Origin of the sequence: Streptomyces sp. ACA25 (genome assembly GCF_028200735.1) — a bacterium.
GTDB lineage: Bacteria > Actinomycetota > Actinomycetes > Streptomycetales > Streptomycetaceae > Streptomyces.
The window spans coordinates 260,422-283,702 of the sequence record NZ_JAQKPV010000003.1 but is presented as its reverse complement, the minus strand read 5'-3'; the positions used below and the strand labels follow the sequence as shown (position 1 = coordinate 283,702).

Here is a 23,281-nt window from a genome sequence, read left to right as displayed (position 1 = left end):
AGACCGCATGTCCTCTTCGGATGCCTCCCGCGCACCCGGCACACCGGGCACCCCCGGCCCGGCCGGTGCCCCCGCCGCCGGTGCCGACGACTACGACGTCCTCGTGATCGGCTCCGGTTTCGGGGGGTCGGTGAGCGCGCTGCGCCTGACCGAGAAGGGGTACCGGGTCGGCGTTCTGGAGGCGGGCCGCCGCTTCTCCCGCTCCGAGCTGCCGAAGTCCTCCTGGGACCTGCGCAACTACCTCTGGGCACCGCGGCTGCGCCTGTACGGCATCCAGCGCATCCATCTGCTGAACAAGGTCATGATCCTGGCCGGGGCCGGGGTCGGCGGCGGATCGCTGAACTACGCCAACACCCTGTACGTGCCCCCGCCGGCCTTCTTCCAGGACCGGCAGTGGGCGGACATCACGGACTGGCAGGCGGAGCTGTCCCCGTACTACGAGCAGGCCCAACGCATGCTGGGGGTCAGGCTCAACCCGACCACGACCCCCTCCGATGTGCACCTGAAGGCGGCCGCCGCCCGCATGGGCGTCGCCGACACCTACCACCTCGCCCCGGTGGGTGTCTTCTTCGGGGACGGGCAGGACGCCGGCCGCGGACCCGCCACGGAACCGGGCGGAGAGGTCCCCGACCCCTACTTCGGTGGTGCCGGACCCTCCCGCCGGGCCTGCACCGAGTGCGGGCAGTGCATGACGGGCTGCCGGCTCGGCGCGAAGAACACCCTGAACGAGAACTACCTGTACCTGGCCGAGAAGGCGGGCGCCGAGGTGCACCCGCTCACCACGGTCACCGCCGTCCGGGAACAGCCGCACGGCGAGGGGTACGAGGTCACCGTCGCCCCGACCGGAGCCGGGATACGCCGCCGCAGCCGGCAGCGCGTCCTGCGCGCCCGGCACGTCGTCGTCGCGGCGGGCACCTACGGCACCCAGACCCTCCTGCACCGGATGCGGGACGCCGGCGAACTGCCCCGGATCTCCGAGCGGCTCGGGACCCTCACCCGCACCAACTCGGAAGCCCTGGTGGGCGCCAGCACCGTTCCGCGGCGCTACCGGGAGAAGCACGGCAGGGACGCGGAGCTCGACTTCACCCGGGGGGTGGCGATCACCTCCTCGATCCACCCCAACGGGCACACCCACATTGAGCCGGTCCGCTACGGCAAGGGGTCCAACGCGATGGGCGCGCTGTCCATCAAGCAGTTCCCCCGGGGCGGCCTGCCGCGGGTGCTCTCCTACTTGCTGGACTCGGTCCGGCACCCGGTCAAGTTCGCCCGCTCGCTGTCCAATTACAAGTGGTCCGAACGCACCATCATCGGGCTGGTGATGCAGACGCACGACAACTCGCTGACCACCTTCCGCAAGCGCAAGGGCATCGGCCGGGGTCTGCTCACCGCACGGCAGGGCCACGGCGCGCCGAACCCCGAGCACATACCCGAGGGCGCGGAGGCGGCCCGCCGGCTGGCCGAGGAGATCAACGGCTTCGCCGGTACGAACGTCGGTGAGCTGCTCGGCACCCCGCTGACCGCCCACTTTCTCGGGGGCTGCCCGATCGGTGCCGACGAGCGGGCGGGGGTCATCGACCCCTACCACCGGCTGTACGGGCACCCGGGGATCTCCGTGGTGGACGGCGCCGCGGTCTCGGCGAACCTCGGGGTGAACCCCTCGCTGACCATCACCGCACAGGCCGAACGGGCGATGGCACTGTGGCCCAACAAGGGAGAGCCGGACCTCCGTCCGGCACCGGGCACCGGCTACCAGCGGCTGCCCGCGGTGCCGCCCGTGCAGCCCGCGGTGCCGGATCACGCGTTCGCCGTTCTCCGGCTGCCCGTGCTGCCGGTGCCCCGGGTCCCCGAGGCCGCCCCCACTCCGCACCGGACGGACTGAGCCGGTACCACTCTCCCCGGCCCGGCCCGGCCCGGCGGCGGACGGCAACGGGACCCGGCCCCGAAGGGCCGGGTCCCTTGAGCGTGAGGCCGGTGCCGCGTCACTGACGCGGCACCGGCCTCACGCGGGTAGTGCCTCAGGCGGTGGCGCCGCCGTCAGCGCCGTGGGTCCGGCGGCGGACGGCGAACATGCCGCCCGCCCCGAGGGCCACGGCAGCCGCGCCCGCGAGTGCGAACATCGGCAGTGCGGAGCCGGCGCCGGTCTCGGCCAGGGCGCCCTCCGCGCCGCTCGGCTTCACGTCGACCGGCTTGCGCTCACCCTGGGGAGCGGCGGCACCGGGCTCCACCTCGCTCTCGGCGGCGAGCACCTGAATCCAGTAGGCGTCCCAGCCCCCGGCACAGCTGACGCCCTCCTCGGTCCAGTACTCGCCCAGGCCGAGCGTCCAGGCCCAGCCGTCGGGGGAGCCGGCGTCGATCTGCATGCGCAGCTCGACGGTGGCGTCCGCCCCGTCCGCGAGAGACAGGTAGCCGAAGTAGCCGCTCAGGTTCTCCTCGGTGTGCGGTATCGACTTCCAGTCGCCCCTGTCCTTGTACTGGATCTCGATCAGGCCCAGGTAGGACTCGTCCCAGTCGGCCTCGACGTCGTCGATGTCCAGGCTGAACGCCTCGGTGATGACGTACGGGTAGACCCGGTCCAGGTCCTGGCCCGAGCGGTTGGTCAGCGTCAGTGAGAACTGGTGCCAGCCGCTCCCGGCGACCAGGGCCTCCGGCAGGCCGTTCAGGACGGTCTCCAGCGAGTTGTCGTCCTCGCAGGGGGTCTCGACGGGCGGGTTGCCGCCCTCGGTCAGCCCCTCCTCGACGTCCTTGCCGTCCTCCTCGACGTCCTTGCCGTCCTCGTCCCCGGCGGCGTCCTCGTCCCCGGTGCCGTCCTCGTCCTCCTCCGCCTCCTCCTCTGCCTCGTCGTCGATGTCCTCGTTCGCGCCGGTCTCGGTCTCGTCTCCGGCGCCGTCCTCGTTCTTGTCGTTCTCGATCTGGTCGCGCTCTTCCTGCGTGCTCAGCGGCGTGTCCGTCTCGGAGCCGTCCGCCGCCCAGGCGGTTCCGGCGGAGAGGAGAGCGGCGGGTGCGATGACCGCGGTGGCGGCGGCAGCCGCGAGAGCTCGACGGAGCTTCATGAAGCCTCTTCTGTTGTCCGAGCGACCGCACACGTGCGAGTCGCAGCAATGGTGACGAGGAAGTGACCCGCAGTTGCGTCGAATGGTTGTACCCGGTTGGGTCAAGCAAAGGTCAAGACCTCGCGGGCGAGGCCCGGTCAGGGGCAGCCGAAAGGCCCCGGCCGCCGTCCCGGGAGGACGGAGGCCGGGGCCTTCGGAGTCGGCACCGGTGACAGGGCGGCACCGGTGCCGACCGGCGGCACCCGGGGGCGGGGGCCGCTGTCATGGGCGGCCGGACCACGGCTGAGCTGCAGCGGGGCCCGATCAGTTACCTGGTGCTCTCCCCAGGCACTCCGGGAGATATGCGTCCCCGGGGAGGACGGCCGCGAACATCCCAAGTCCCTCCACATATCCGGCACATACGGCGAAGCGGTCGGCCCCCGGCGTCCCGGGGAGCCGACCGCCGGAATCGTGACCGGCCTGCTGTCCCCTGCCGTCCGGCCACCCGCACCGGAGCGAGGTCCCACGACGCCGGATCGCGCCACACCGGAACGGGCCGACGTCTCACCGCTCCGGAGACAACCGGTTCAACGAAGGCCTGCCCGGAAGGTCACGCGCCGTACGGGTGACGCTGCTCAGGCCCGTCCACGGCACAGCTCGAGCAGCGTCATCGCCAGCTGGGTGCCCGGCCGCCCCAGGGCGTCCCGGTAGTGGCCGAGGATCTCCAGTTCACGTGCCAGGTTCACCCGGCGGCCCCCGGAGCCGACCCGGGCCCGCTGGATCTCTCCGGAAACGGCCATCCGCTCCCGGACGAGCGCGAGGATCCGGCTGTCGAGTGCGTCGATCCGCTCGCGGGCACCGGTGATCACCTCGGCCGCCTCCTCGGTGCGGGCTCCGGTGCGCTCCGCTGTGGTGGTCTCCGTCGCAAGGCCGGTGTGCGGGGTGTTCATCAGGGGTCTCCCGGTGGGTGAGAGCCCGGACCTCTGTGCCCCGGCACGCGGAAACGCCCCGGGCCATCGGCCCGGGGCGCCATACAAGTCGCTGGTCAGTGCGTGACGCAGCGCTTCTCCTGGCAGCCGGCCGGGCCGGTGCCATAGGTAAAGAAACGCGCGTCGCGGAACATGGCGCCCAGTATGCCAGGGACGGTCCGCGCCCGCCGGTGAGCGGCCGGATGGTGAGACGCCACGGCTCGGTAGAATCGAGGCCACCGCCCGCTCCACCGCCGGAAGGCCAAGCTTCGTGGCATCTGCGCCCACCTCCGCACCCACCTCCGCACCGGACACCGTCCTCGTTGTCGACTTCGGCGCCCAGTACGCACAGCTCATCGCCCGCCGGGTCCGGGAGGCCCGGATCTACAGCGAGGTCGTGCCGTCCACCATGCCGGTGGCCGACATCCTCGCCAGGAAGCCCGCGGCGATCATCCTCTCCGGCGGCCCCTCCTCGGTGTACGCCGAGGACGCGCCCGGCATCGACCCGGCCCTGTTCCGGGCGGGGGTGCCGGTCCTCGGACTGTGCTACGGCTTCCAGCTGATGGCCCAGTCACTCGGCGGGACGGTCGCCCACACCGGGGCCCGGGAGTACGGGCGCACCGGCCTGACCGTTCTCCGGCAGGGCTCGACGCTCTTCGAGGGCACCCCGGCGGAGCAGCAGGTCTGGATGTCGCACGGCGACGCCTGCTCCGACGCGCCCGCCGGCTTCCAGGTCACCGCCGCCACCGGACTCGTGCCCGTGGCCGCCTTCGAGGACGACGAGCGCAGGCTCTACGGCGTCCAGTACCACCCCGAGGTCATGCACTCCACCCACGGGCAGCAGGTCCTGGAGCATTTCCTCTACCGCGGTGCGCGCCTGACCCCCAGCTGGACCGCCGGCAGCATCGTGGAGGAACAGGTCGCGGCGATCCGGCAGCAGGTCGGCGGCAAGCGGGCCATCTGCGGACTTTCCGGAGGCGTCGACTCGGCGGTGGCCGCCGCCCTGGTCAACGAGGCCATCGGTTCCCGGCTCACCTGCGTCTACGTGGACCACGGACTGATGCGCAAGGGCGAGACCGAGCAGGTCGAGAAGGACTTCGTGGCCGCGACCGGCGTGCAGCTCAAGGTGGTGGACGCCGCCGACCGCTTCCTGAACGCGCTGGCCGGGGTCAGCGACCCCGAACAGAAGCGGAAGATCATCGGGCGGGAGTTCATCCGGGTCTTCGAGCAGGCGCAGGCCGAGCTCGTCGCCGAGGCCGGCGAGGCCGGTGAGGACGTCGCCTTCCTCGTCCAGGGCACCCTGTACCCGGACGTGGTGGAGTCCGGCGGCGGCACCGGCACCGCGAACATCAAGTCCCACCACAACGTGGGCGGCCTCCCCGAGGACCTGGAGTTCGAACTCATCGAGCCGCTCCGCCAGCTCTTCAAGGACGAGGTCCGGATGGTCGGCCAGGAACTCGGCCTGCCCGAGGAGATCGTGCAGCGCCAGCCGTTCCCCGGCCCGGGCCTCGGGATCCGCATCGTCGGGGACATCACCCGCGAACGCCTCGACCTGCTGCGCGAGGCCGATGCCATCGCCCGTGAGGAGCTGTCCGCGGCCGGGCACGACCGGGAGATCTGGCAGTGCCCGGTGGTTCTGCTGGCCGGCGTCCGCAGCGTCGGGGTCCAGGGCGACGGCCGCACCTACGGCCACCCCGTCGTGCTGCGCCCGGTGTCCTCCGAGGACGCCATGACCGCCGACTGGTCCCGGCTGCCCTACGACACGCTGGCGAAGATCTCCACCCGCATCACCAACGAGGTCCCCGACGTCAACCGGGTCGTCCTCGACATCACCAGCAAGCCGCCGGGCACCATCGAGTGGGAGTGACCGGCTGAGTCACCCGCCCGGCCCCGCCGCCACGCCTCCGAGCGGCGGCGGGGCCGGGCGGCCTCTCCCGAGGAACCACCGCCCGCGGCGGCCGGGGCCCGGGCTCACCCGGCTCCCGGTGGCCCGGTCCGCCGCTGCCGGCGCAGCGCCCGCCGGCTCGCCCGCTTGTCGTGGCCCGCCATCGTCGCCCTGGCGAGCAGGCTGCCCAGGGCGACGAACAGCCCCACGGCGCTCACCGCGTAGAGCATGGTGAAGATCTTGGACGCGGTGGTGGTCGGCACCAGGTCGCCGTACCCGATGGTCAGACCGGTGGTCACCGAGAAGTACAGGCTGTCGATCACCGACCAGCCCTCGTGCAGCGCGTAGAAGGCGGTCGCGGTGATCACGAGCGTCAGCAGCGTCACCACGGCGCCGCGGAACGCCGGGTCGGCCCAGGCCCGGCGGACGGAGACCGCCATGCGGGCGGCCACGACAATGAGTCCCACCATCCGGCCAGTCTCAGCCACCCGGCGTCAGCTCACCATCACCGACACCGGCGCCGCGCGGCGAGCACGCACGTGGCCCACCCGGCGCGCTGGACAGGACCTGCGCCGGGCCGACGGGGTCAGATCAGCCGGCGGGCGGTGGCCCAGCGGGTCAGCTCGTGGCGGTTGGAGAGCTGGAGTTTGCGGAGCACGGCCGAGACGTGGCTCTCCACGGTCTTCACCGAGATGAAGAGCTCCTTGCCGACCTCCTTGTACGCGTAGCCGCGCGCGATCAGGCGCAGCACCTCGCGCTCCCGCTGGGTGAGGCGGTCCAGATCCTCGTCGACCGGGGCGGCGTCGGAGGACGCGAAGGCGTCCAGCACGAAGCCGGCCAGCCGGGGTGAGAAGACGGCGTCGCCGTCCGCGACCTGGAAGACGGCGTCCACCAGGTCGACGCCGGTGATGGTCTTGGTGACGTAGCCGCGGGCGCCGCCACGGATCACACCGATGACGTCCTCCGCGGCGTCCGAGACCGACAACGCCAGGAAGCGCACGGGGTGGGTGGCGTCGCTCATCAGCTGCGCGCTGCGGCGCAGCACCTCCACGCCGCCGCCGCCCGGGAGGTGCACGTCGAGTAGCACCACATCGGGGCGGGCCGCCTTGATGACGGCGACCGCCTCGTCCACGTCCCCGGCCTCGCCGACGACTTCGACGCCGGTGGCCTCGGTCCGGCCGATCTCCGCCCGCACCCCGGCCCGGAACATCCGGTGGTCGTCCACCAGCACGACCCGTGCCCGGGGTCCTGCCTGCTCGCTCGTGGCACTGTTCTCGGTGCCGCTGTGCTCCGTCATGCCGACCGCTCCATCGTCAGTTCCACCTCTGTGCCCTCGCCCGGCGCGGACCGGACGCGGGCCGTGCCGCCGTGGCGCTGCATCCGGCCGATGACGGACTCGCGCACGCCCATCCGGTCCGCCGGTACCGCGTCCAGGTCGAAACCGGGACCGCGGTCACGCACCGACACGAAGACCGTACGCCCTTCGACTTCGGCGAAGACCCGCACGGGGCCGCCCTCGCCACCGTACTTGGCGGCATTGACCATCGCCTCGCGAGCGGCCTGCAGCAGTGCGGAAAGTTGTTCGTCCATCGGGCAGTTGCCCACGCACACCACCTCGATGGGCACCCCGTGGTAGTCCTCCACCTCGGCGACGGTGGCCCGCACCGACTCGGCGAAGGCCCGCTGGGTCTCCTCCTCCTCGGCCCGGCCCTCGTCCTGTCCGGCACCGCGCTCGGACGACTTGTACAGCCAGGCCCGCAGGTCCCGCTCCTGGGCGCGGGCCAGCCGGGCGACCTCGCGCGGGTTCTCGGCGTTCCGCTGGATCAGCGTCAGGGTGTGCAGCACCGAGTCGTGGACGTGTGCGGCGACCTCGGCCCGTTCCTGGGCCCGGATGCGCAGCGTCCGTTCGTCGGAGAGATCCTGCACCATACGGACCAGGAACGGTCCGGCCAGCAGGGCGATGCCGACCAGTACGGCCAGGGATGCCTGGAGCACCCGGCTCAGGTCGTTGCTCGCACCCTGCGCCACCACGAAGCCGACGACCCCGACACAGACCAGCAGTCCGCCGGCCGCGCTGCGGGCCAGCGGCAGCCACCGGCTGCTCCGGGTCACCTCCGCCCAGTGGGCGCGCCGCGAGTTGTCGGCCTGCCGCCACACGACGGCCGCGCCGATGCCGATCAGGACCAGGGGCCACAGGTAGCCGCCCGCCACCTGGAACTGGAGGTTCTGCCAGAACGCCACCAGCCCGATGGCCAGCATGACCAGGGCGAACAGCTGCCCCTTCTTGGCGCTGAGCCGTCGCGCTCCCGGGGCGCTCGCGGAGACCTTCTGCACCTGGGGGGAGGTGCCGAGCGGCACCACGAACCAGAAGATGCCGTACAGCAGTGCCCCGAGGCCGCTGGAGAGGAACATCGCGAAGAACGCGACCCGCACCCAGGACACCGGCACCCCGAGGTGGCCCGCGAGTCCCTGGGCGACGCCGCCCAGCCAGCGGCCCTCGGCGCTGCGGTAGAGCCTGCGCAGCGGCACCTCGTCGAGGTCGGGGCCCGGAGCGGCGGTCGCGGTCGTCATCGTCCGATCGTCACATGGGCGGGGACCCGGTGGCATCAGGGTTGCCCCCTGAGCCGTACCTCAGGGACACGTCCGGGACGCCCCCGGATGTGCGGCGCGGTACGGGCCGGGCACGATGGGCCCATGACCGACGAGCCGCAGGGCGCCACCTCGCGTCCCTACCCGCCCGGCCCTCCGCCCGGCCCTCCGCCGGGGGGCGGTGGAGACGGGCGCCGGATGGCCCGCAGCCGCCGCTACCGGGTGGTCGGCGGGGTGTGCGGGGGACTGGGCAGGTACTTCGACCTGGACCCGGTGATCTTCCGGGTGGCGCTGACCGTGCTGTCGATCGTCGGAGGCCTCGGCCTGATCGCCTACGGGGTCGCCTGGCTGGTGCTGCCGTACGACGGCGAGGAGGAGAACGAGGCCCGCCGGATGCTCTCGGGGCGGGTCGAGGGCGCCGGGCTGACCGCGCTGCTGTTCACGGTCGTGGGCTTCGGCCTGCTGCTGGCCTCGCTGGGGTCCCGGTCGCAGCTGTTCTCCGTCATGCTGCTCGGTACCCTGATCGGTGCCGCCTACTGGTCGCAGCACCGCCGCAGGACGCAGGCCGCCGAAGCGGAAGGGGCACCGGTCGACGCCGCCACGGCTGAGGCCGTGGCCACCGCGCCGCCCGAGGCGCAGCCGCCGCCCGCCCAGCCGGGGCCGTCCTGGTGGCGGGGGACCAGCGACCGCGCCGGCGGCTACCTCTGGGGCCCGGCGGACGCCGATCCGGCCGCCTACCAGCCGCGGCCCGCTTCGGGGGTACGGATGGACAAGGGGGAGAATCCCTGGGCCCCGCCGCCGGGGTCCTGGCCGGCTCCTGCTCCCGGGCCCGCTCGGCCCCGGGGCTTCTGGCTCGGCGGTCCGGTGCTGCTGACCGCGATCGCCGCCGCCGTCGTCGTCACCGGACTCACCTGGAACACCCAGCCGCTGGGCCCCGCGCTGGTCTTCGGACTCGCTGCCGCGCTGGCCGTTTTCGCGCTGGGCCTGGTGGTAGGTGCCTTCGCCGGACGGCTGGGCGGCGGCACCATCGCGGCGGTGATCGTCACCTCGCTCGCGCTGGCGGCGGCGGCGGCGCTGCCGGACAACATCAGCACCGACTGGTCGGACGAGCTGTGGCGCCCCACCACGGTTGCCGCGGTGGAGGAGAGGTACGAGGTGGGCACCGGCCGCGGGAAGCTGGATCTGAGCGGACTGGAACTGCCGGCGGACGAGACGGTGCGGACCACGGTGGACATGGGGGCCGGCCAGTTGAGGATCATCGTGCCGCACGACGTGACGGTCCGGGTGACGGCGACGATCGGCGTGGGCGGCATCGCCTACTCGGAGGACCGGTACGGCGAGGGCCACCGGCCGGTGGACGTCGCCGGGGGCTACAACTGGGAATGGTCCCACACCTACACGCCCGTGGAAGGCACCGAGCCGGGGGGCACCATTGAGATCACGGCCGGAGTGAGCATCGGGCAGCTGTCCCTGGAGCGGACCACGCCTCCCGACGTGGGGGGCCCGCCGGCGCAGGCACCGGACGGGACGCCGGACAGCGAGGCGGACGAGGCGGAGGACGGTGCCGAGGACGCCGGCGGGTCCCGTCCCCCGGGCGGCACCGGGCAGGACGGCGGCACCGAACAGGACGGGGAGGAGGACCGGTGAGCGAGCCCCGACCCGCCGCGGCACGTCCCCGGCACCGTTTCGACCCCGCCCGGCTGCTGCTCGGCCTCTGCCTGCTGCTGCTGGCGGCAGGCTACGCGGCCAGGTCCGCCGGGGCCCTGGACGTGTCCTGGTACGTGCTGACGGCCGCCCTGCCGGTGGTTCTCCTGCTGACCGCCCTGGTCGCCGTCGTCACCCACGCGGTGCGTCGTGGCAGGGAGGACCGCCCACGGGGCGGGCCCTCCCGGACCCCCTGACACGTCACGGGCCGAAGAGGAGGCGGCCGGTGCGGTGACGGCGGGTGGCCAGGCGCCGGTCCAGGGACAGGGGGCCGCCGCCCGCGAGCAGGAGGGTCACGAAGCCGGCCAGGTAGGGAAGGTCCTGACCGAAGTAGTAGGGCTCGGAGGTCCAGGTGACGGTGAGCCAGAACGACAGGGACAGCAGCGCCCCGACCGCCGCGCCGAGCCGGGTCAGCAGTCCGGCGAGCACCAGCAGCCCGGCCGTGATCTCGGCGGCTGCCACCCCGTTCAGGAACAGGCCCGGGTGGTCGAGCGCCAGGTCCACGAGCCAGGGGGCGGCGGCGGTGGAGCGGCTGAACTCGAGCATGACCTCCATGGACTGATGGCTCATCGCGTCGCTGAAAGGCCCCCAGGAGGTGAATGTGTCGACGCCCGCGTAAAGAAAGGTGACGCCCAGGAACAGCCGCAGCGGCAGCAGCGCGAAGTGCGCCGCGCCCTGGCGCAGCCCGCCGAACCGGACGCCCGTCCCGGGCAGCGGGCCCGGCGCGGCCGGACCGCCGATCTGATCGGATACCGACATGTCAGCGCCCTTTCCGTGCGGACCGTCCCGAACGCGTTGCCGACCCGCGGGTGTCCGCCGCCCCTGCGGGTGGGACTTCCGGCCACCCTGGCGCGGGAGTGCGTTCAGTCTGCCACCGTGATCGGGTAGCGGCCGGACTCGGTACCGGCTGCCGTGATCACCCGGACCTCGACCCGGCCGCTGTCGATCTCTGCGGGGACCGGCACCGTCAGCAGGTGGTCGCGGGGGTTGCTGAAGCCGCCGGGTACCGGCACCAGGGGAGCCGGGACATGCACCGCCCCGATCACGACCACCGTCTCGGCCAGCCGGTCGGCCGCCTCCGCACCGGCCGGAACGAAGCCGGATCCACGGATCTCGATGTCGTCGCCGGGCCGGATCGGCCCCGGCAGGTCTCCTGGCTCCCGGACCCGCACCACGGACTGGATGACCGGCCGCCCGCCCTCGGTGTACTTGCCCGCCAGGTAAGCGAGGGCCGAAACCGCCGCGAGGGCCGCCGGGGCCCACGGCACCTGCGGCAGCCCGGCGGGCTCCCGGCCGAGCTGGACAGCGGCGAGGACCAGGACGGCGCCGTGGATCAGCACGTACTGGAGATCGAGAAACCCGGCCCGGCCCGCGTCGTCGGTCAGGACGTCCGCGGCCCTCGGCCGGGTGGCGCGCACCTTCTGCATCGCGAAGCCGCGCACCCGCCGGGCCACGGTGTGCCGCACCCAGCCCGCTGCCACCAGGCTCACCGCCAGCACGGTGAGCAGACCGCCGCCGGCCGCCAGGCTCAGCCCGGACAGCAGCTCCGCGCGTTCCGCCCCGCCACTCGTGCCGGCCAGGGTCAGGGCGGCGACGAGCGTGGCGTAGCAGGTGAACAGCAGCCAGGCGGCGGCCACCGTGCGGGAGGTGGACAGCCGGTTGTCCGCGCCGATCAGGGGAGCCAGGACCCCGCCGCGGGCCCGGTGCAGCCAGGCCGTCAGGGTCAGGAGCCCGGCGAGGGCGGCGGCGGCGAGCAGCCCGGCGGTGCGTGCCGTGGACCAGCCGGCGCCCAGCGCGGTGATCAGCTGGCCGAGGAGCAGCAGTGCGACGGCACTCCAGATCGCGGCGGCCGAACGCCGGGCCTGGCGCGACAGCCAGGCCGCGCTCACCTCCCGGCCGCGCTCGGCGACCTCCAGAGCGGAATGGGTCAGCTCGTCCGAGACCCACTGCCGGGAGGCCTCGGGGGAGTAGGCGACCGCTTCCGGCACACCGGCCCCGGTGGCGAAGGCCTCTCGCTGCCGGATGAACGCCTCGACGGCCCGACGGTGTCCCTCCCGGGCACCGTGCGGGCAGCCTCCGCAGTCGCAGCCGCTCGTGTGCGTCCGGCCGCCACCGCTGTCCCGGGCCGTGTCCACAGCCACCCCGATCACCCTCCCGTACCCGTCGTTGCGGGCTGTTGGGTGCGCATTCTGCCCTACTCGGAGGGCCCGGCACGCCGGGAGAGGAGCGCGGTGCTCCCGCTGCCCCGGGTCAGCTCCGCTGCTCGGCTGCGAGGAGCTGGTCGATGGCCTCGCGGAAGGTGTCGGCGGGCTGGGCCCCGATCAGCGGGTGACCGTTGATGAGGAACGAGGGGGTGCTGGTGACGCCCAGCTGGTACGCCTCCTCGGCGTCCCGGCCGACGGCCTCCCCGGCCTCCTCGGAGTTCATGTCCTCGGTGAACTGCTCCAGGTCCGGCACGCCGGCCTCCTCGGCCAGCCCCCGCACGGCGTCCTCGGTGAACCGGCCGCTGTCGCGGTGGACCTCCTCGGCGTAGGCCACCTCGTAGAACTCCCAGAACAGGCCCTGCCGGCCGGCGGCCCAGGAACCGCGGGCGGCGTTGTCCGACTCGGGACCGAAGATCGGGAAGTTCCGGTACTCGATGCGCAGCTGCCCGGTGTTGACGTACTCCTCGACGAGCTGGGGGGCGGTGGTGCGGGCGTACCGGGAGCACAGCGGGCACTGGAAGTCGGAGTACTCGATCATGACGATGGGGGCGTCGACGTCCCCCTTGGCGAGCGGGTCGTCCGCGTCGCGGCGCACCAGGGTGTGCACGGGGTGGTCCGCGGGGAGCGGCTCCAGGGCACCCTCCTCCGGGGCCGGTGCGCCGTCGTCGTTGCTGCTGGATCCGCCCCCGCCGCTGCCGCCGATCATGGAGAGCCCGCTGAGCAGCATCGCGCCCACGACGAGGACCACCAGCACGATCACGGTGGCCGACTGCTTCTTGCGGGTGAACATCGAACAACTCCTGAGCGTGCACCGGACGGGTGATCCGCCGGTGGCCGGACTGGTGACGTCCGACGCGCTCCCCCGGCCCGGCGGCGGTCCGTCACCGCGACGGCGGTCGGCCGTGCGCGGGGTGGCCCCCGCGAACAGCATACGTGCCTGCGGGGGCCGGGAACCGGCCCAGTACTCTCCGCCTCATGGACTTCCTCATCAACCTCTTCCTCGCCTTCCACATCATCGGCATCGCCGCCCTGCTCGGCGGGTTCCTCGCGCAGACGAAGCTCCTGAAGGCCGGACAGGCACGGATATCGCCCGGCATGCTGCACGGGGCGCTGACCATGCTGGTCACCGGCCTCGCGCTGGTCGGGCTCAACGAGGCCGGGGACGGTGAGGTCAACCACGTCAAGGTGACGGTGAAGCTGGGGATCCTCGCCACCCTGACCACCTTCGCCTACCTCAGGCGGAACGACGAGCGGGTCCCGGCGGGGATCTTCGGCGCCATCGGTCTGCTGACCACCGTCAACATCTTCCTCGCCACCCTCTGGTGAGACCGGTCGCCTGCGGGTGAGATGTCACCTTCCGGTGAGACGGTCACCCGCTGCCGGGCCGGGTGCTGAGCCCGGTCCGGTGCTCGGCGGGCCTGCTCAGGCGGGCCGGTTGGCGCTGTGCCAGGGCATGTAGTCGATGGACTCGACCCGCACGTTCTCACCCGGCTTCGGCGCGTGGATCATCTGGCCGTCGCCGATGTAGATGCCCACGTGGCTGATGTCGGAGTAGAAGAACACCAGATCGCCCGGGCGCAGCTCGGACCTGCTCACCTTGGTGCCGAAGTTCACCTGGTCGTAGGTCACCCGCGGGATTTCCACCCCGGCGGCGCGCCACGCTCCCTGGGTGAGCCCCGAGCAGTCGAAGGAGTTCGGTCCGGCGGCTCCCCACACGTACGGCTTGCCCAGCTGCGCCTCCGCGTAGGCGAGAACCTGCGCGGCCTTGCCGGCGTCCGGCTCCGCGGGCTGCTCGGACCCGCCGCCCGAGCTGCCGGAATCCTCTCCGGCCCCGGCTCCCGTGCCCTCCCCGGAGCCGCTCTCCTGCCCGGACCCGGCCTCCGCGGCGGCCTGCCGCTCCTCCTCGCGCTGGGCCTCCGCCGCGGCCTCCGCTGCCGCAGCCTCCTCCGCTGCGCGCTGCCGCTCGGCCTCGCGCCGCTCCTCCGCCTTGCGCTCGGCCTCCTCCCGCTCCAGCTGCTCCAGCTTCTCGAGGTGCTGCTGCTCCTCCTCGGTGAGCTCTTCGAGCAGGGTGCGCGCGGTGCTCAGCTTGCCCTGGACGGTTTCCTTCTTCTGCTGGAGCTCCTCCTGGCTGTCGTCCAGGCCCTCCAGCGCCTCGGTGGCTTCTGCCCGCTTCTCGGCGGCGGCCTCCCGCTGCCGGGTGAACTCGTCGACCGCCCGCTGCTGCTCCTCCGTGGCACGGCCCAGGGTGTAGCTGGTGTCGAAGAAGGATCGCGGGTCGTCCGCCAGCAGCAGGACGGCGGTGTCGGAGAACGTGCCGTTCCGGTACTGGGCGGCGGCGAAGGAACCCAGGGTGCGGCGCGCCTCGTTGACCCCCTCGGCCGCCACGGCGGCCTGCTCCAGCAACTCGTCGACCGCTTCCTGCTGGGCGTCGGCCGCTTCCTTGGCCGCGTTGTAGTGCTGGGTGGCGGTCCCTGCCTGCCGGTGCAGGAGGTCCACCTGCTTCTTGACCGCCGCGGCGCGCTCGGCGGCCCCTTCGGCCTTCTCCTGTGTGCGCTCGATCTCGGTGGCGTCGTCATCGGCGTGGGCGGTCTGCGAGAGCAGGGTCGCCGAGAGAGCGGCGGCCCCGAACCCGACGACGCCGCGGCGGGCGGCAGGGGAGTCGATCAATCTGGTGCGCGGCTTCCGGTGTGAACCCAAGACCGGGATCTCCTTCCGTGACCGCTTACCAGGTGAGCTGACGGGCTCGGGCTCCGGAAGACTGCCCTACGGCCGGCACCGTCTGGGGTGCGGGCCGATTCGCCCCAAATCTTCGGTGGTTCCCCGGCTCCGGCGCGGGCCGGACTCAGCGGCGGCGGCCCGTGCCGCCGGGTTCGACGACAGTGGAGCGAGCCACCTGGCGGGCACGGTAATCACCCCGGGGGAGGTTTGGGAAGGCCGGTGTGCCAAATGACCGAAATCATTTTGTGACCTACGGTTGTTTGTGCCGCAGCTTCCGTTTTTCCCACCTGTTCCGGTAGCGCACCACCAGCCCGCCGATGCCGGCCGAGCCGGTCACCCGCAGGAGGGGCGCCCCGGGGTCGGGTGCCAGCGTCACCTTGTTCTTGACGCCGCCCAGTCCGGGGTCCACCGCGGCCACATCGACCGCCCAGCCCTCGGGAACGATGATCTTGATTCCGCCCACGTCGCCGTGCACCAGCACGTCGGTCTCCCGCCACCTGAGGTCGGCCGCGGTGAAGTCCAGCGTCACGCTGCCCACGCCGCCGTGCGCAATGATCTGCCCCGGAGCCGTCCAGTGCCCGACCTGCTCCATCCCGCCCCAGCCGCCCCGGACGACCAGGGGCTGCTCCGGCTGCTGCTGCACCGGCCGCGAGGGTGGCCCGGCGGGCCGGGCGCCGTCCTCCCCCGGCAGATCGGAGAGGACCGGCTCGAGCTCCCCGTAGGTTTTCGCGGCGAAGGTGCGGTCGAGCCGCTCCGCGAGCTCGTCCAGGTCGATCCGGCCGTCCCCGGCCGCCTCCCGCAGTCGTTCCGCCACCGCCTCGCGGTCCGCGTCGGAGGCACGCAGTTCGGTCCGGGGCCGGGGCTCCGGGCTGTTCTCGGGTGGCTGTTCCGGGAACGGAGAGGCAGGTGTCATGGTCCTGATTCTAGGAGCCTGTCCAGCCGGCCCCGGAGTGACCTTGATCCGCTCCCGGCGCCCCACGGCCGGTGTGCCGCTGACGCGCGGCCGGCCGTCCCATCTGCCACGGCAGGGTCAGCGGCCGTTCCGCAGCGCGGCGTCGATCAGTGTCTCCGCCGCGTCCCGCGCATGGCCGGCGGCGTCCTTCGTGCCGGCGATGGCCGCCGTCGTGGTGGCACCCTCCGCCAGGATCGACAGCTGGTGGGCCAGCGTCTCGGGGCCGCCGGCGTCGACGACCAGCTCGGCGACGAACTTCTGGAAGTCGGCCTTGTGCGCACGGACGATCTCGGCGACGCGCGGCCAGGTACCGGCCAGCTCACCGAAGGAGTTGATGAACACGCAGCCGCGGAAGCCGTCGTCGGAGAACCAGCTGTCGAGGAAGTCGTAGAGGGCGAGCAGTCGCGCGCGCGGAGTCGACGCGGCGGCCGTGGCTGACGTCAGACCCTCCACCCACCTCTCGTGCTGCTGCTGGAGCACCCGCTCCACGATCGCCTCCTTGGAGGGGAACAGCTGGTAGAGGCGTTTGAGGGAGAGCCCGGACTCCGCGCGCAGCGCGTCCATGCCCACAGCCTGGACGCCGCGGAGGTAGTAGAGCCGGGTGGCGGCCTCCAGGGCCTGAGCGCGCGCTGTTTCGTCGTCGGGCCGGACGCCCGCCGCCACTGTCCCGCCTCCTGCGGTGGATCCACGCTTACCGCCCGCCATCGGTCTGCCTCCCCATCTTCCCAGGTCAGCAACAGTATCGTGCCGACGACGCCACACAGACTTGACGTGAGAACGCTGGTTCTCTAGGGTACTGCACAATCTGGGAGAACGATCGTTCTCCTGCTGAGTGATCGGAGTGCGCACATGCCGTACGTCACCGTCGGAACCGAGAACAGCACCAGCATCGACCTCTACTACGAGGACCACGGCCAGGGCCGGCCCGTCGTCCTGATCCACGGATACCCCCTCGACGGGAACTCCTGGGAGAAGCAGTCGGCGGCACTGCTGAAGGCCGGCTACCGCGTCATCACCTACGACCGCCGCGGATTCGGCCGGTCCAGCCGGCCCACCACCGGCTACGACTACGACACCTTCGCGGCGGACCTGAACACCGTCCTGGACACCCTTGACCTCACCGACGTCACCCTGGTCGGGTTCTCGATGGGGTCCGGCGAGGTCGGCCGCTACCTGGGCACCTACGGATCGCGCCGCATCGCCAAGGCAGCCTTCCTCGCCTCGCTGGAGCCCTTCCTGCTCCAGACCGACGACAACCCCACCGGCGTCCCGCAGGACGTCTTCGACGGCATCATCGAGGCCGTCACCGCCGACCGCTACGCCTGGTTCACCGACTTCTACCGCAACTTCTACAACACCGACGACACCCTCGGCAGCCGGCTGTCGGAGGAAGCGCTGCGCCACAGCTGGAACGTCGCCTCCGGCGCCTCGTGGTTCGCCTCCAGCGCCGCCGTCCCCACCTGGATCACCGACTTCCGGGAGGACATCCCGAAGATCGACGTGCCCAGCCTGATCCTGCACGGAACGGCCGACAACATCCTCCCCATCGACGCCACCGCCCGCGAGTTCCGCAAGCGGCTCCCCAGCGCCACCTACGTGGAGATCGAGGGCGCGCCGCACGGCCTGCTGTGGACCCACGCCGACGAGGTCAACGACGCCCTGCTGAGCTTCCTCGCCGACTGACCGCCCCCGGACCGGCCCCGGACCGGCCCCGAGCGGCGACAAGCCGCCGGCCGCCGACGCGCCAGGACCCGCGGCTTAGACTCGGTGAACGATGAGCAGCCTCTTCGATGACAGCATTGACCGGGTCCTGGCGGACCTCGAGCCCCCGCAGGCCGAGGAGCCGCCGCCTCCGCCCGAGCACGAACGGGAGGCGCTGCCGGACGACCTGTTCGCCGGAACCTTCACGGGCGGCGCGCCGGCAGCCCCCTCCTACTACCGCAACGGTGCCCCGATGCCGTCCACCGACCCCGCCGCGCTGCTCGAAGGGCTCAACGAGAACCAGCGCGCCGCCGTGACGCACAGCGGCGCCCCGCTGCTCATCGTGGCCGGGGCCGGGTCCGGCAAGACCCGGGTGCTGACCCACCGGATCGCCCACCTGCTGGCCGCCCGGGGCGCGCACCCCGGACAGATCCTCGCGATCACCTTCACCAACAAGGCCGCAGGCGAGATGAAGGAACGCGTGGCGGACCTCGTCGGCCCGCGGGCCAACGCCATGTGGGTGATGACCTTCCACAGCGCCTGCGTGCGGATCCTGCGCCGGGAGTCCAAGCGGCTCGGCTTCACCTCCAGCTTCTCGATCTACGACGCCGCGGACTCCAAGCGGCTGATGGCGCTGGTCTGCCGGGATCTCGACCTGGACCCCAAGCGCTTCCCGCCGAAGTCCTTCCAGGCCCAGGTGTCGAACCTGAAGAACGAGCTGATCGACCCGGAGGACTTCGCGGCCCGCGCGCAGGACGGCTTCCAGAAGACCCTCGCCGAGGCCTACACGCTGTACCAGGGGCGGCTCCGGGAGGCCAACGCCCTCGACTTCGACGACATCATCATGACCACCGTGCACCTGCTCCAGGCGTTCCCCGACGTCGCGGAACACTACCGGCGGCGGTTCCGGCACGTACTCGTCGACGAGTACCAGGACACCAACCACGCCCAGTACACGCTGATCCGGGAACTCGTCGGAGCGCCCGGCGGCCGGCCCGTCGCCGGCGCGGGCGGGGAGGAGGAGCCCCAAGCGCCGGTGGAGCCGGCCGAGCTCTGCGTGGTGGGCGACGCCGACCAGTCGATCTACGCCTTCCGCGGAGCCACCATCCGGAACATCCTGCAGTTCGAGCAGGACTACCCGCAGGCCACCACGCTGCTGCTGGAGCAGAACTACCGCTCGACGCAGACCATCCTCAGCGCGGCCAACGCCGTCATCGAGCGCAACGAGAGCCGCCGCCCGAAGAACCTGTGGACCGAGGAGGGCAGCGGCGCCCGGATCGTCGGCTATGTCGCCGACACCGAGCACGGCGAGGCGCAGTTCGTGGCCGACGAGATCGACCGGCTGGCCGACGCCGGGGAGACCCGCCACGGCGACGTCGCCATCTTCTACCGCACCAACGCCCAGTCCCGGGTCTTCGAAGAGGTCTTCATCCGGGTCGGGCTGCCCTACAAGGTGGTCGGCGGGGTCCGCTTCTACGAACGCCGCGAGGTCCGGGACATCCTCGCCTACCTGCGCGTGCTCGCCAACCCCGAGGACACCGTGCCGCTGCGGCGCATCCTCAACGTCCCCAAGCGCGGGATCGGTGACCGGGCCGAAGCCATGATCGAGGCCCTCGCGCTGCGCGAGAAGACCACCTTCGCCCAGGCGCTGCGCCGCGTGGACGAGGCCTACGGCATGGCCTCCCGCTCGGTGAACGCCGTCAAGCGCTTCAACTCCCTGCTGGAGGAGCTGCGCACGGTCGCCGAGTCCGGGGCCGGGCCCGCCACGGTCCTGGAGGCGGTACTGGAACGGACCGGCTACCTGGCGGAACTCCAGGCGTCCACCGACCCGCAGGACGAGACCCGCGTCGAGAACCTTCAGGAACTCGCCGCTGTCGCGCTGGAGTTCGAGCAGGACCGGGCGGCTGCCGCCGCGGAGTCCGAGGACGGCGCCGGGGCCGGGGCCGGGGCCGGGGCGGGCACCCTCTCCGAGTTCCTCGAAACCGTGGCGCTGGTCGCCGACGCCGACCAGATCCCCGACGGCCCCGGCACCGACGGTGCCGACGACGGGGAGAGCGCCGAGGACACCGGCGTCATCACGCTGATGACGCTGCACACCGCGAAGGGCCTGGAGTTCCCCACGGTCTTCCTCACCGGTATGGAGGACGGCGTCTTCCCGCACATGCGCTCGCTGGGCAAGACCAAGGAGCTCGAAGAGGAACGGCGCCTGGCCTACGTCGGCATCACCCGCGCCCGGCAGCGGCTGTACGTCACCCGCTCCACTCTGCGCAGCGCCTGGGGGCAGCCGCAGTACAACCCGCCCTCCCGGTTCCTCGAGGAGGTTCCGGAGCAGCACCTGGAGTGGCGGCGTACCGCGGGCACGGCCACGGCGGGCGCACCGTCCTCCTCGTCCGGGCCCTCCTCGTCCGGGGCGCTGCCGGGCTCCCGTTCCCGCGGTCCGTCCGGCTTCGCCACCCGCCGGGTGAAGGACCGCCCGCTGGTCTCACTGGAGCCGGGCGACCGGGTCACGCACGACAGCTTCGGCCTCGGCCGTGTGCTCGAGGTGCAGGGCAGCGGGGAGGGGGCGCAGGCGACGATCGACTTCGGGGACGAGAAGCCGAAGCGGCTGCTGCTGCGCTACGCCCCGGTGGAGAAGCTCTGAGACCGGCCGGCCGCCGCCCGGGCGGGCCGGCCGTCCCCGGGAGTGTCCCCGTCGTGTCACAGGGCGGGCGAAAACCTTGTCGTGCCCGGCCGTCCGGGATTGGCTGACCGTACACACACGTGCGTACTCCTGCCGGTCTTCCGCCGTTCCCGAGTACGGCACGGTCTCTTGACGCAGGGGGAACCGATGACCCAGCCATGGCAGCCGCACCCGGAAGGTGGCTACGGCCGGCAGCCCAAGGCACCGCCGCAGCAGCCCCCGGCACCGCCGCGGCAACCGCCGCAGCAGCAGCCTCCGCCTCCGCAGCAGCCCCCGGCCGCTCAGCAGGCTCCCGCTCAGCAGGCTCCGCCGCCTCAGCCCGGGTACGGCTTCCCGCCGGCCCCGGCGCAGGGTGGCTTCGGTCCGCCGCCCCAGCAGCCACCGGGCGGCTTCGGGCCGCCTCCGTCGCAGGGCGGCCCCGGTCCGCACCCGCCCGGCCCGATGATGCCCCCGCCGCCGTACGGCGCGGCGCCCCCCGGCCCGTACGGGCAGCCGCAGTCGCCCGGTGGTTTCCCGCCGCCCGCACCGGGCTCCGGCCCGCCGCAGAACGTCTTTCTGGCGATCGGCGTGGCCCTGCTGTGCGCGGTGCTCGCGGCATTTCTCTACGGCGTCCTGCTGCATGCGCTCTTCGACGAGAGCAAGGAAGAGTTCCGGGTGGTCGGATACGCCGGGGCGCTGGTCGGCGTCCTGGTGGGGCTCGGACCGGCCTTCTTCGCCAAGCGCAACTGGGCGGTCTACATCCTGGGCGCGGTCCTGAGCCTGGCGGCGGTGTGGCTCGGTGAGCTGTACGGCATGGCGATGGTCTACAGCGACCACTACACCGCCGGGGTGCTCACCACGCACGAGATTTTCTTCCAGGACTTCGCCGAACTGGTCGATATCTGGCGGGAGATCTCCGGGCCCGAGAACTACGTGTGGCTGTTCCTCGCTCCGGCGGTCGCGCTGGGATTCTGCCGGTCCGTTGCCCGGAAGGCGCAGGTCTGACGCACGGCGAAGGCCCTGGGGGCGGGCCCGGAACTCGGGCCGGCCCCCAGGGCCTTCGTGCCGGGCGGCGTCCGCGGCCCGGGTGGGATCAGGTGGGCTCCAGGCCCTTGGAGCGGAACCAGGCCAGCGGGTCGATCGCCGAGCCGCCGCCCGGCCGGACCTCGAAGTGCAGGTGCGGGCCGGTGGAGTTGCCGGAGTTGCCGGAGTAGGCGATGACCGTGCCCGCCTTGACCCAGCCCGACTGGTACGCCGTGCTGCTGAGGTGCGAGTACCAGGTCTCGGTGCCGTCGGCGGCGGTCACGATGGCCATGTTGCCGTAGGAGGAGTGCCACTGGGTGCGCACATTGCCGTCGGTTGCGGCCATGACCGGGGTGCCGTAACGGACCGGGAAGTCGATACCGGTGTGCTGCGACATCCAGTTGATCCCGGACTGTCCGTAATAGGCGCTCAGTCCGCGTCGCTCCACGGGAAGAACGAACTTGGGTCGCAGCTCCTCGGCCCGGGCGGCCTCCGCTTCCCGCTCTGCCGCTTCCTTGGCGGCCTTCTCCTCGGCCTTCCGCTTCTCCTCGGCCTTCTTCTCCTCGAGGTCGATGCGGCCCTGGGTACGGCTGGCCCGGTCGGCATAGTCGTCGGCGGCGGCCGTGAGGCTCGCCAGCTGGGTGTCGAACTCCTTGTTCGCGGCGACCGGTTCCGGCGGGCTGTCCGGATCCGGGGCGGCCAGCGGCACATCGTCCCCGGCCGTGTCGGTGCCGTTGCCGGACACGGTTGCGGCTGCGGCGACGGCGGTGACGCCGAGGACGCACAGCGAGGGGGCCGCGACGGTGAGCAGGGCGGAGCGCCGGGGCTTCGGGGAGCGGCGGCGTCCGCGTCCCTGCGGGGGCCTGGGTGGCAGCACATCTCCGCCGGAGGGCACGAACTCGCGCAGCCGCTCGGTGGTGGGCTCCGTGGTGAACCCGTCTTCCGGCGTGCTGCCGTGCTCCGGCGCGAACTCGGCGGCGTACTCCGGGCCGGGCTCCGACTGCTGTGCGGCGTTGGGCGTGTCGGACTCCGGCGAGGGCTGCCCGGTGGGGTCGAACTGCCCTTCCGCGTACTGCCCGTTGTCGTAGGTGCCCGGGCTGTACTGCCCGGTTCCGTACTGTGTCGCGTCGCTGTACAGAGCGGTGTCGTAGGCAGCGGTGTCGTATGCGGTGTCGCCGTACGAAGGGGTGGTGTCGTAGGCGGTGTCGGCGTATTGAGTGGTGTCGTAGGAGGTCCCGCCGTGCGGGCCGGTGCTGTAGCCGCCGGTGTCCCAGCCTTCGGAGGCGGTCTGCTCGGGAATGCCGCCGACGGACCGGTCACCGGATTCCCAGGTGCCGCTGTCCCAGCCGTGAGGCTGCTGCCCGGCGTTCTGGGAAGGGTCGTACCGGGGAATGCCGTGGGCCGGAGTGCTGTCCCAACTCGTGGTTTCGTAACGGCCGCTGTCATAAGCGGCGGCCTGGCCGTACGGGTCGTACCCGTATCCGCCGTGGTCGGCGTGCGAGGGGACGTCCGCTGCGTACGAGGGCGTTCCGTACGACGAATACTGGACGCCGTCAGCGGGGCCTGTCGGGTAAGTGAGCCCCGACGGGTGACGATCGTTCACCGACAGTGCCTTTCGGCTAGACAACAGGAGCGGGGCGGGAGCCCGGCGGCTGCAGTGCGGCGACTGTACCCGTCACTGTGCAGTGGCCACAATCTTTCGCGGGTTTCGCTGGCGCAGGAAACGGGCATCGGGCCGCCTTTCGGCGAGGACCCCATGAGGACTCCACGACACATTCGATTTACGTTCGAATGCGGAGGGGGTGCGAGGTCGACCGGGGGTGAGCGGAGGGAGCGGCTCGTGTGATTT

At 72.2% G+C, this 23,281-nt stretch carries 20 protein-coding genes and 1 riboswitch; of the genes, 8 read left to right on the top strand and 12 right to left on the bottom strand.

Features of this window, described 5'->3' with window-relative positions; all coding sequences use genetic code 11:
- Positions 1–7: 7 nt before the first annotated feature.
- The gene (locus PJ985_RS07445; RefSeq protein WP_271682779.1) at positions 8–1,879 is read left to right on the top strand and encodes a GMC oxidoreductase; all 1,872 of its coding nucleotides are present in this window, start codon (positions 8–10) and stop codon (positions 1,877–1,879) included.
- 136 nt (positions 1,880–2,015) lie between these two features.
- On the opposite strand, the gene PJ985_RS07440 is transcribed toward PJ985_RS07445, so the two are convergent.
- Together PJ985_RS07440 and PJ985_RS07435 are read right to left on the bottom strand one after the other, a co-directional pair.
- Positions 2,016–3,050: an LPXTG cell wall anchor domain-containing protein gene (locus PJ985_RS07440; protein ID WP_271682778.1), complete on the bottom strand. Its 1,035-nt coding sequence runs from the start codon at positions 3,048–3,050 to the stop codon at positions 2,016–2,018.
- 614 nt (positions 3,051–3,664) lie between these two features.
- Entirely contained in the window at positions 3,665–3,979 is a 315-nt protein-coding gene (locus tag PJ985_RS07435) for a chorismate mutase (protein WP_271682777.1), read from the bottom strand.
- A 289-nt stretch (positions 3,980–4,268) separates the two neighbouring features.
- Here PJ985_RS07435 and guaA point away from each other — a divergent pair, with 289 nt between their 5' ends.
- Entirely contained in the window at positions 4,269–5,864 is a 1,596-nt protein-coding gene (gene guaA, locus PJ985_RS07430) for a glutamine-hydrolyzing GMP synthase (protein WP_271682776.1), read from the top strand.
- Between the two features lie 104 nt (positions 5,865–5,968).
- On the opposite strand, the gene PJ985_RS07425 is transcribed toward guaA, so the two are convergent.
- The 3 genes from PJ985_RS07425 to PJ985_RS07415 all read right to left on the bottom strand — a co-directional run bounded on the left by PJ985_RS07425 (position 5,969) and on the right by PJ985_RS07415 (position 8,453).
- On the bottom strand, positions 5,969–6,352 hold the full coding sequence (locus PJ985_RS07425; RefSeq protein ID WP_271682775.1) for a potassium channel family protein: 384 nt from the start codon (positions 6,350–6,352) through the stop codon (positions 5,969–5,971).
- 116 nt (positions 6,353–6,468) lie between these two features.
- Complete coding sequence (locus PJ985_RS07420) at positions 6,469–7,179, bottom strand: LuxR C-terminal-related transcriptional regulator (protein ID WP_271682774.1); 711 nt, start codon at positions 7,177–7,179, stop codon at positions 6,469–6,471.
- A complete protein-coding gene (locus PJ985_RS07415) occupies positions 7,176–8,453 on the bottom strand; it encodes an ATP-binding protein (protein WP_271682773.1) in 1,278 nt (425 codons plus the stop codon). Before PJ985_RS07415 ends, PJ985_RS07420 begins: the two co-directional genes overlap by 4 nt.
- Positions 8,454–8,576: 123 nt before the next feature.
- Between PJ985_RS07415 and PJ985_RS07410 the strand changes: the two genes are divergently transcribed.
- Positions 8,577–10,118 carry a PspC domain-containing protein gene (locus tag PJ985_RS07410; RefSeq protein WP_271682772.1) on the top strand — a complete coding sequence of 514 codons (1,542 nt, stop codon included), beginning with the start codon at positions 8,577–8,579 and terminating at the stop codon, positions 10,116–10,118.
- Positions 10,115–10,372: a hypothetical protein gene (locus PJ985_RS07405; protein ID WP_271682771.1), complete on the top strand. Its 258-nt coding sequence runs from the start codon at positions 10,115–10,117 to the stop codon at positions 10,370–10,372. Before PJ985_RS07410 ends, PJ985_RS07405 begins: the two co-directional genes overlap by 4 nt.
- Before the next feature lie 4 nt (positions 10,373–10,376).
- Here the strand turns inward: PJ985_RS07405 and PJ985_RS07400 are convergent, their stop codons facing one another.
- The 3 genes from PJ985_RS07400 to PJ985_RS07390 all read right to left on the bottom strand — a co-directional run bounded on the left by PJ985_RS07400 (position 10,377) and on the right by PJ985_RS07390 (position 13,169).
- Positions 10,377–10,934 (bottom strand): DoxX family protein, encoded by a 558-nt coding sequence (locus tag PJ985_RS07400; protein ID WP_271682770.1) that lies wholly within the window; start codon positions 10,932–10,934, stop codon positions 10,377–10,379.
- A 104-nt stretch (positions 10,935–11,038) separates the two neighbouring features.
- Positions 11,039–12,316 (bottom strand): hypothetical protein, encoded by a 1,278-nt coding sequence (locus PJ985_RS07395; protein ID WP_271682769.1) that lies wholly within the window; start codon positions 12,314–12,316, stop codon positions 11,039–11,041.
- Between the two features lie 109 nt (positions 12,317–12,425).
- A complete protein-coding gene (locus PJ985_RS07390; RefSeq protein WP_271682768.1) occupies positions 12,426–13,169 on the bottom strand; it encodes a DsbA family protein in 744 nt (247 codons plus the stop codon).
- Between the two features lie 185 nt (positions 13,170–13,354).
- Here PJ985_RS07390 and PJ985_RS07385 point away from each other — a divergent pair, with 185 nt between their 5' ends.
- A complete protein-coding gene (locus PJ985_RS07385) occupies positions 13,355–13,705 on the top strand; it encodes a hypothetical protein (RefSeq protein WP_271682767.1) in 351 nt (116 codons plus the stop codon).
- 96 nt (positions 13,706–13,801) lie between these two features.
- On the opposite strand, the gene PJ985_RS07380 is transcribed toward PJ985_RS07385, so the two are convergent.
- From PJ985_RS07380 to PJ985_RS07370, 3 genes are all read right to left on the bottom strand, one after another.
- Positions 13,802–15,076, bottom strand: coding sequence for a C40 family peptidase (locus PJ985_RS07380; RefSeq protein WP_271682766.1), 1,275 nt, complete (start codon positions 15,074–15,076; stop codon positions 13,802–13,804).
- Between the two features lie 7 nt (positions 15,077–15,083).
- Positions 15,084–15,237, bottom strand: a riboswitch (cyclic di-AMP (ydaO/yuaA leader).
- A gap of 110 nt (positions 15,238–15,347) precedes the next feature.
- Positions 15,348–16,010 carry a DUF1707 SHOCT-like domain-containing protein gene (locus PJ985_RS07375; protein ID WP_271682765.1) on the bottom strand — a complete coding sequence of 221 codons (663 nt, stop codon included), beginning with the start codon at positions 16,008–16,010 and terminating at the stop codon, positions 15,348–15,350.
- Positions 16,011–16,127: 117 nt separating this feature from the next.
- Positions 16,128–16,754 carry a TetR/AcrR family transcriptional regulator gene (locus PJ985_RS07370; RefSeq protein WP_271682764.1) on the bottom strand — a complete coding sequence of 209 codons (627 nt, stop codon included), beginning with the start codon at positions 16,752–16,754 and terminating at the stop codon, positions 16,128–16,130.
- A gap of 144 nt (positions 16,755–16,898) precedes the next feature.
- Between PJ985_RS07370 and PJ985_RS07365 the strand changes: the two genes are divergently transcribed.
- The 3 genes from PJ985_RS07365 (at position 16,899) to PJ985_RS07355 (ending at position 21,414) form a co-directional block, all read left to right on the top strand.
- Complete coding sequence (locus PJ985_RS07365; RefSeq protein WP_271682763.1) at positions 16,899–17,732, top strand: alpha/beta fold hydrolase; 834 nt, start codon at positions 16,899–16,901, stop codon at positions 17,730–17,732.
- A gap of 91 nt (positions 17,733–17,823) precedes the next feature.
- Positions 17,824–20,391, top strand: a complete 2,568-nt coding sequence (gene pcrA / locus PJ985_RS07360) for a DNA helicase PcrA (protein ID WP_271682762.1) — start codon at positions 17,824–17,826, stop codon at positions 20,389–20,391.
- A gap of 186 nt (positions 20,392–20,577) precedes the next feature.
- A complete protein-coding gene (locus PJ985_RS07355) occupies positions 20,578–21,414 on the top strand; it encodes a hypothetical protein (protein WP_271682761.1) in 837 nt (278 codons plus the stop codon).
- Between the two features lie 88 nt (positions 21,415–21,502).
- On the opposite strand, the gene PJ985_RS07350 is transcribed toward PJ985_RS07355, so the two are convergent.
- Positions 21,503–23,035: a M23 family metallopeptidase gene (locus tag PJ985_RS07350; protein WP_271682760.1), complete on the bottom strand. Its 1,533-nt coding sequence runs from the start codon at positions 23,033–23,035 to the stop codon at positions 21,503–21,505.
- Between the last annotated feature and the right edge of the window lie 246 nt (positions 23,036–23,281).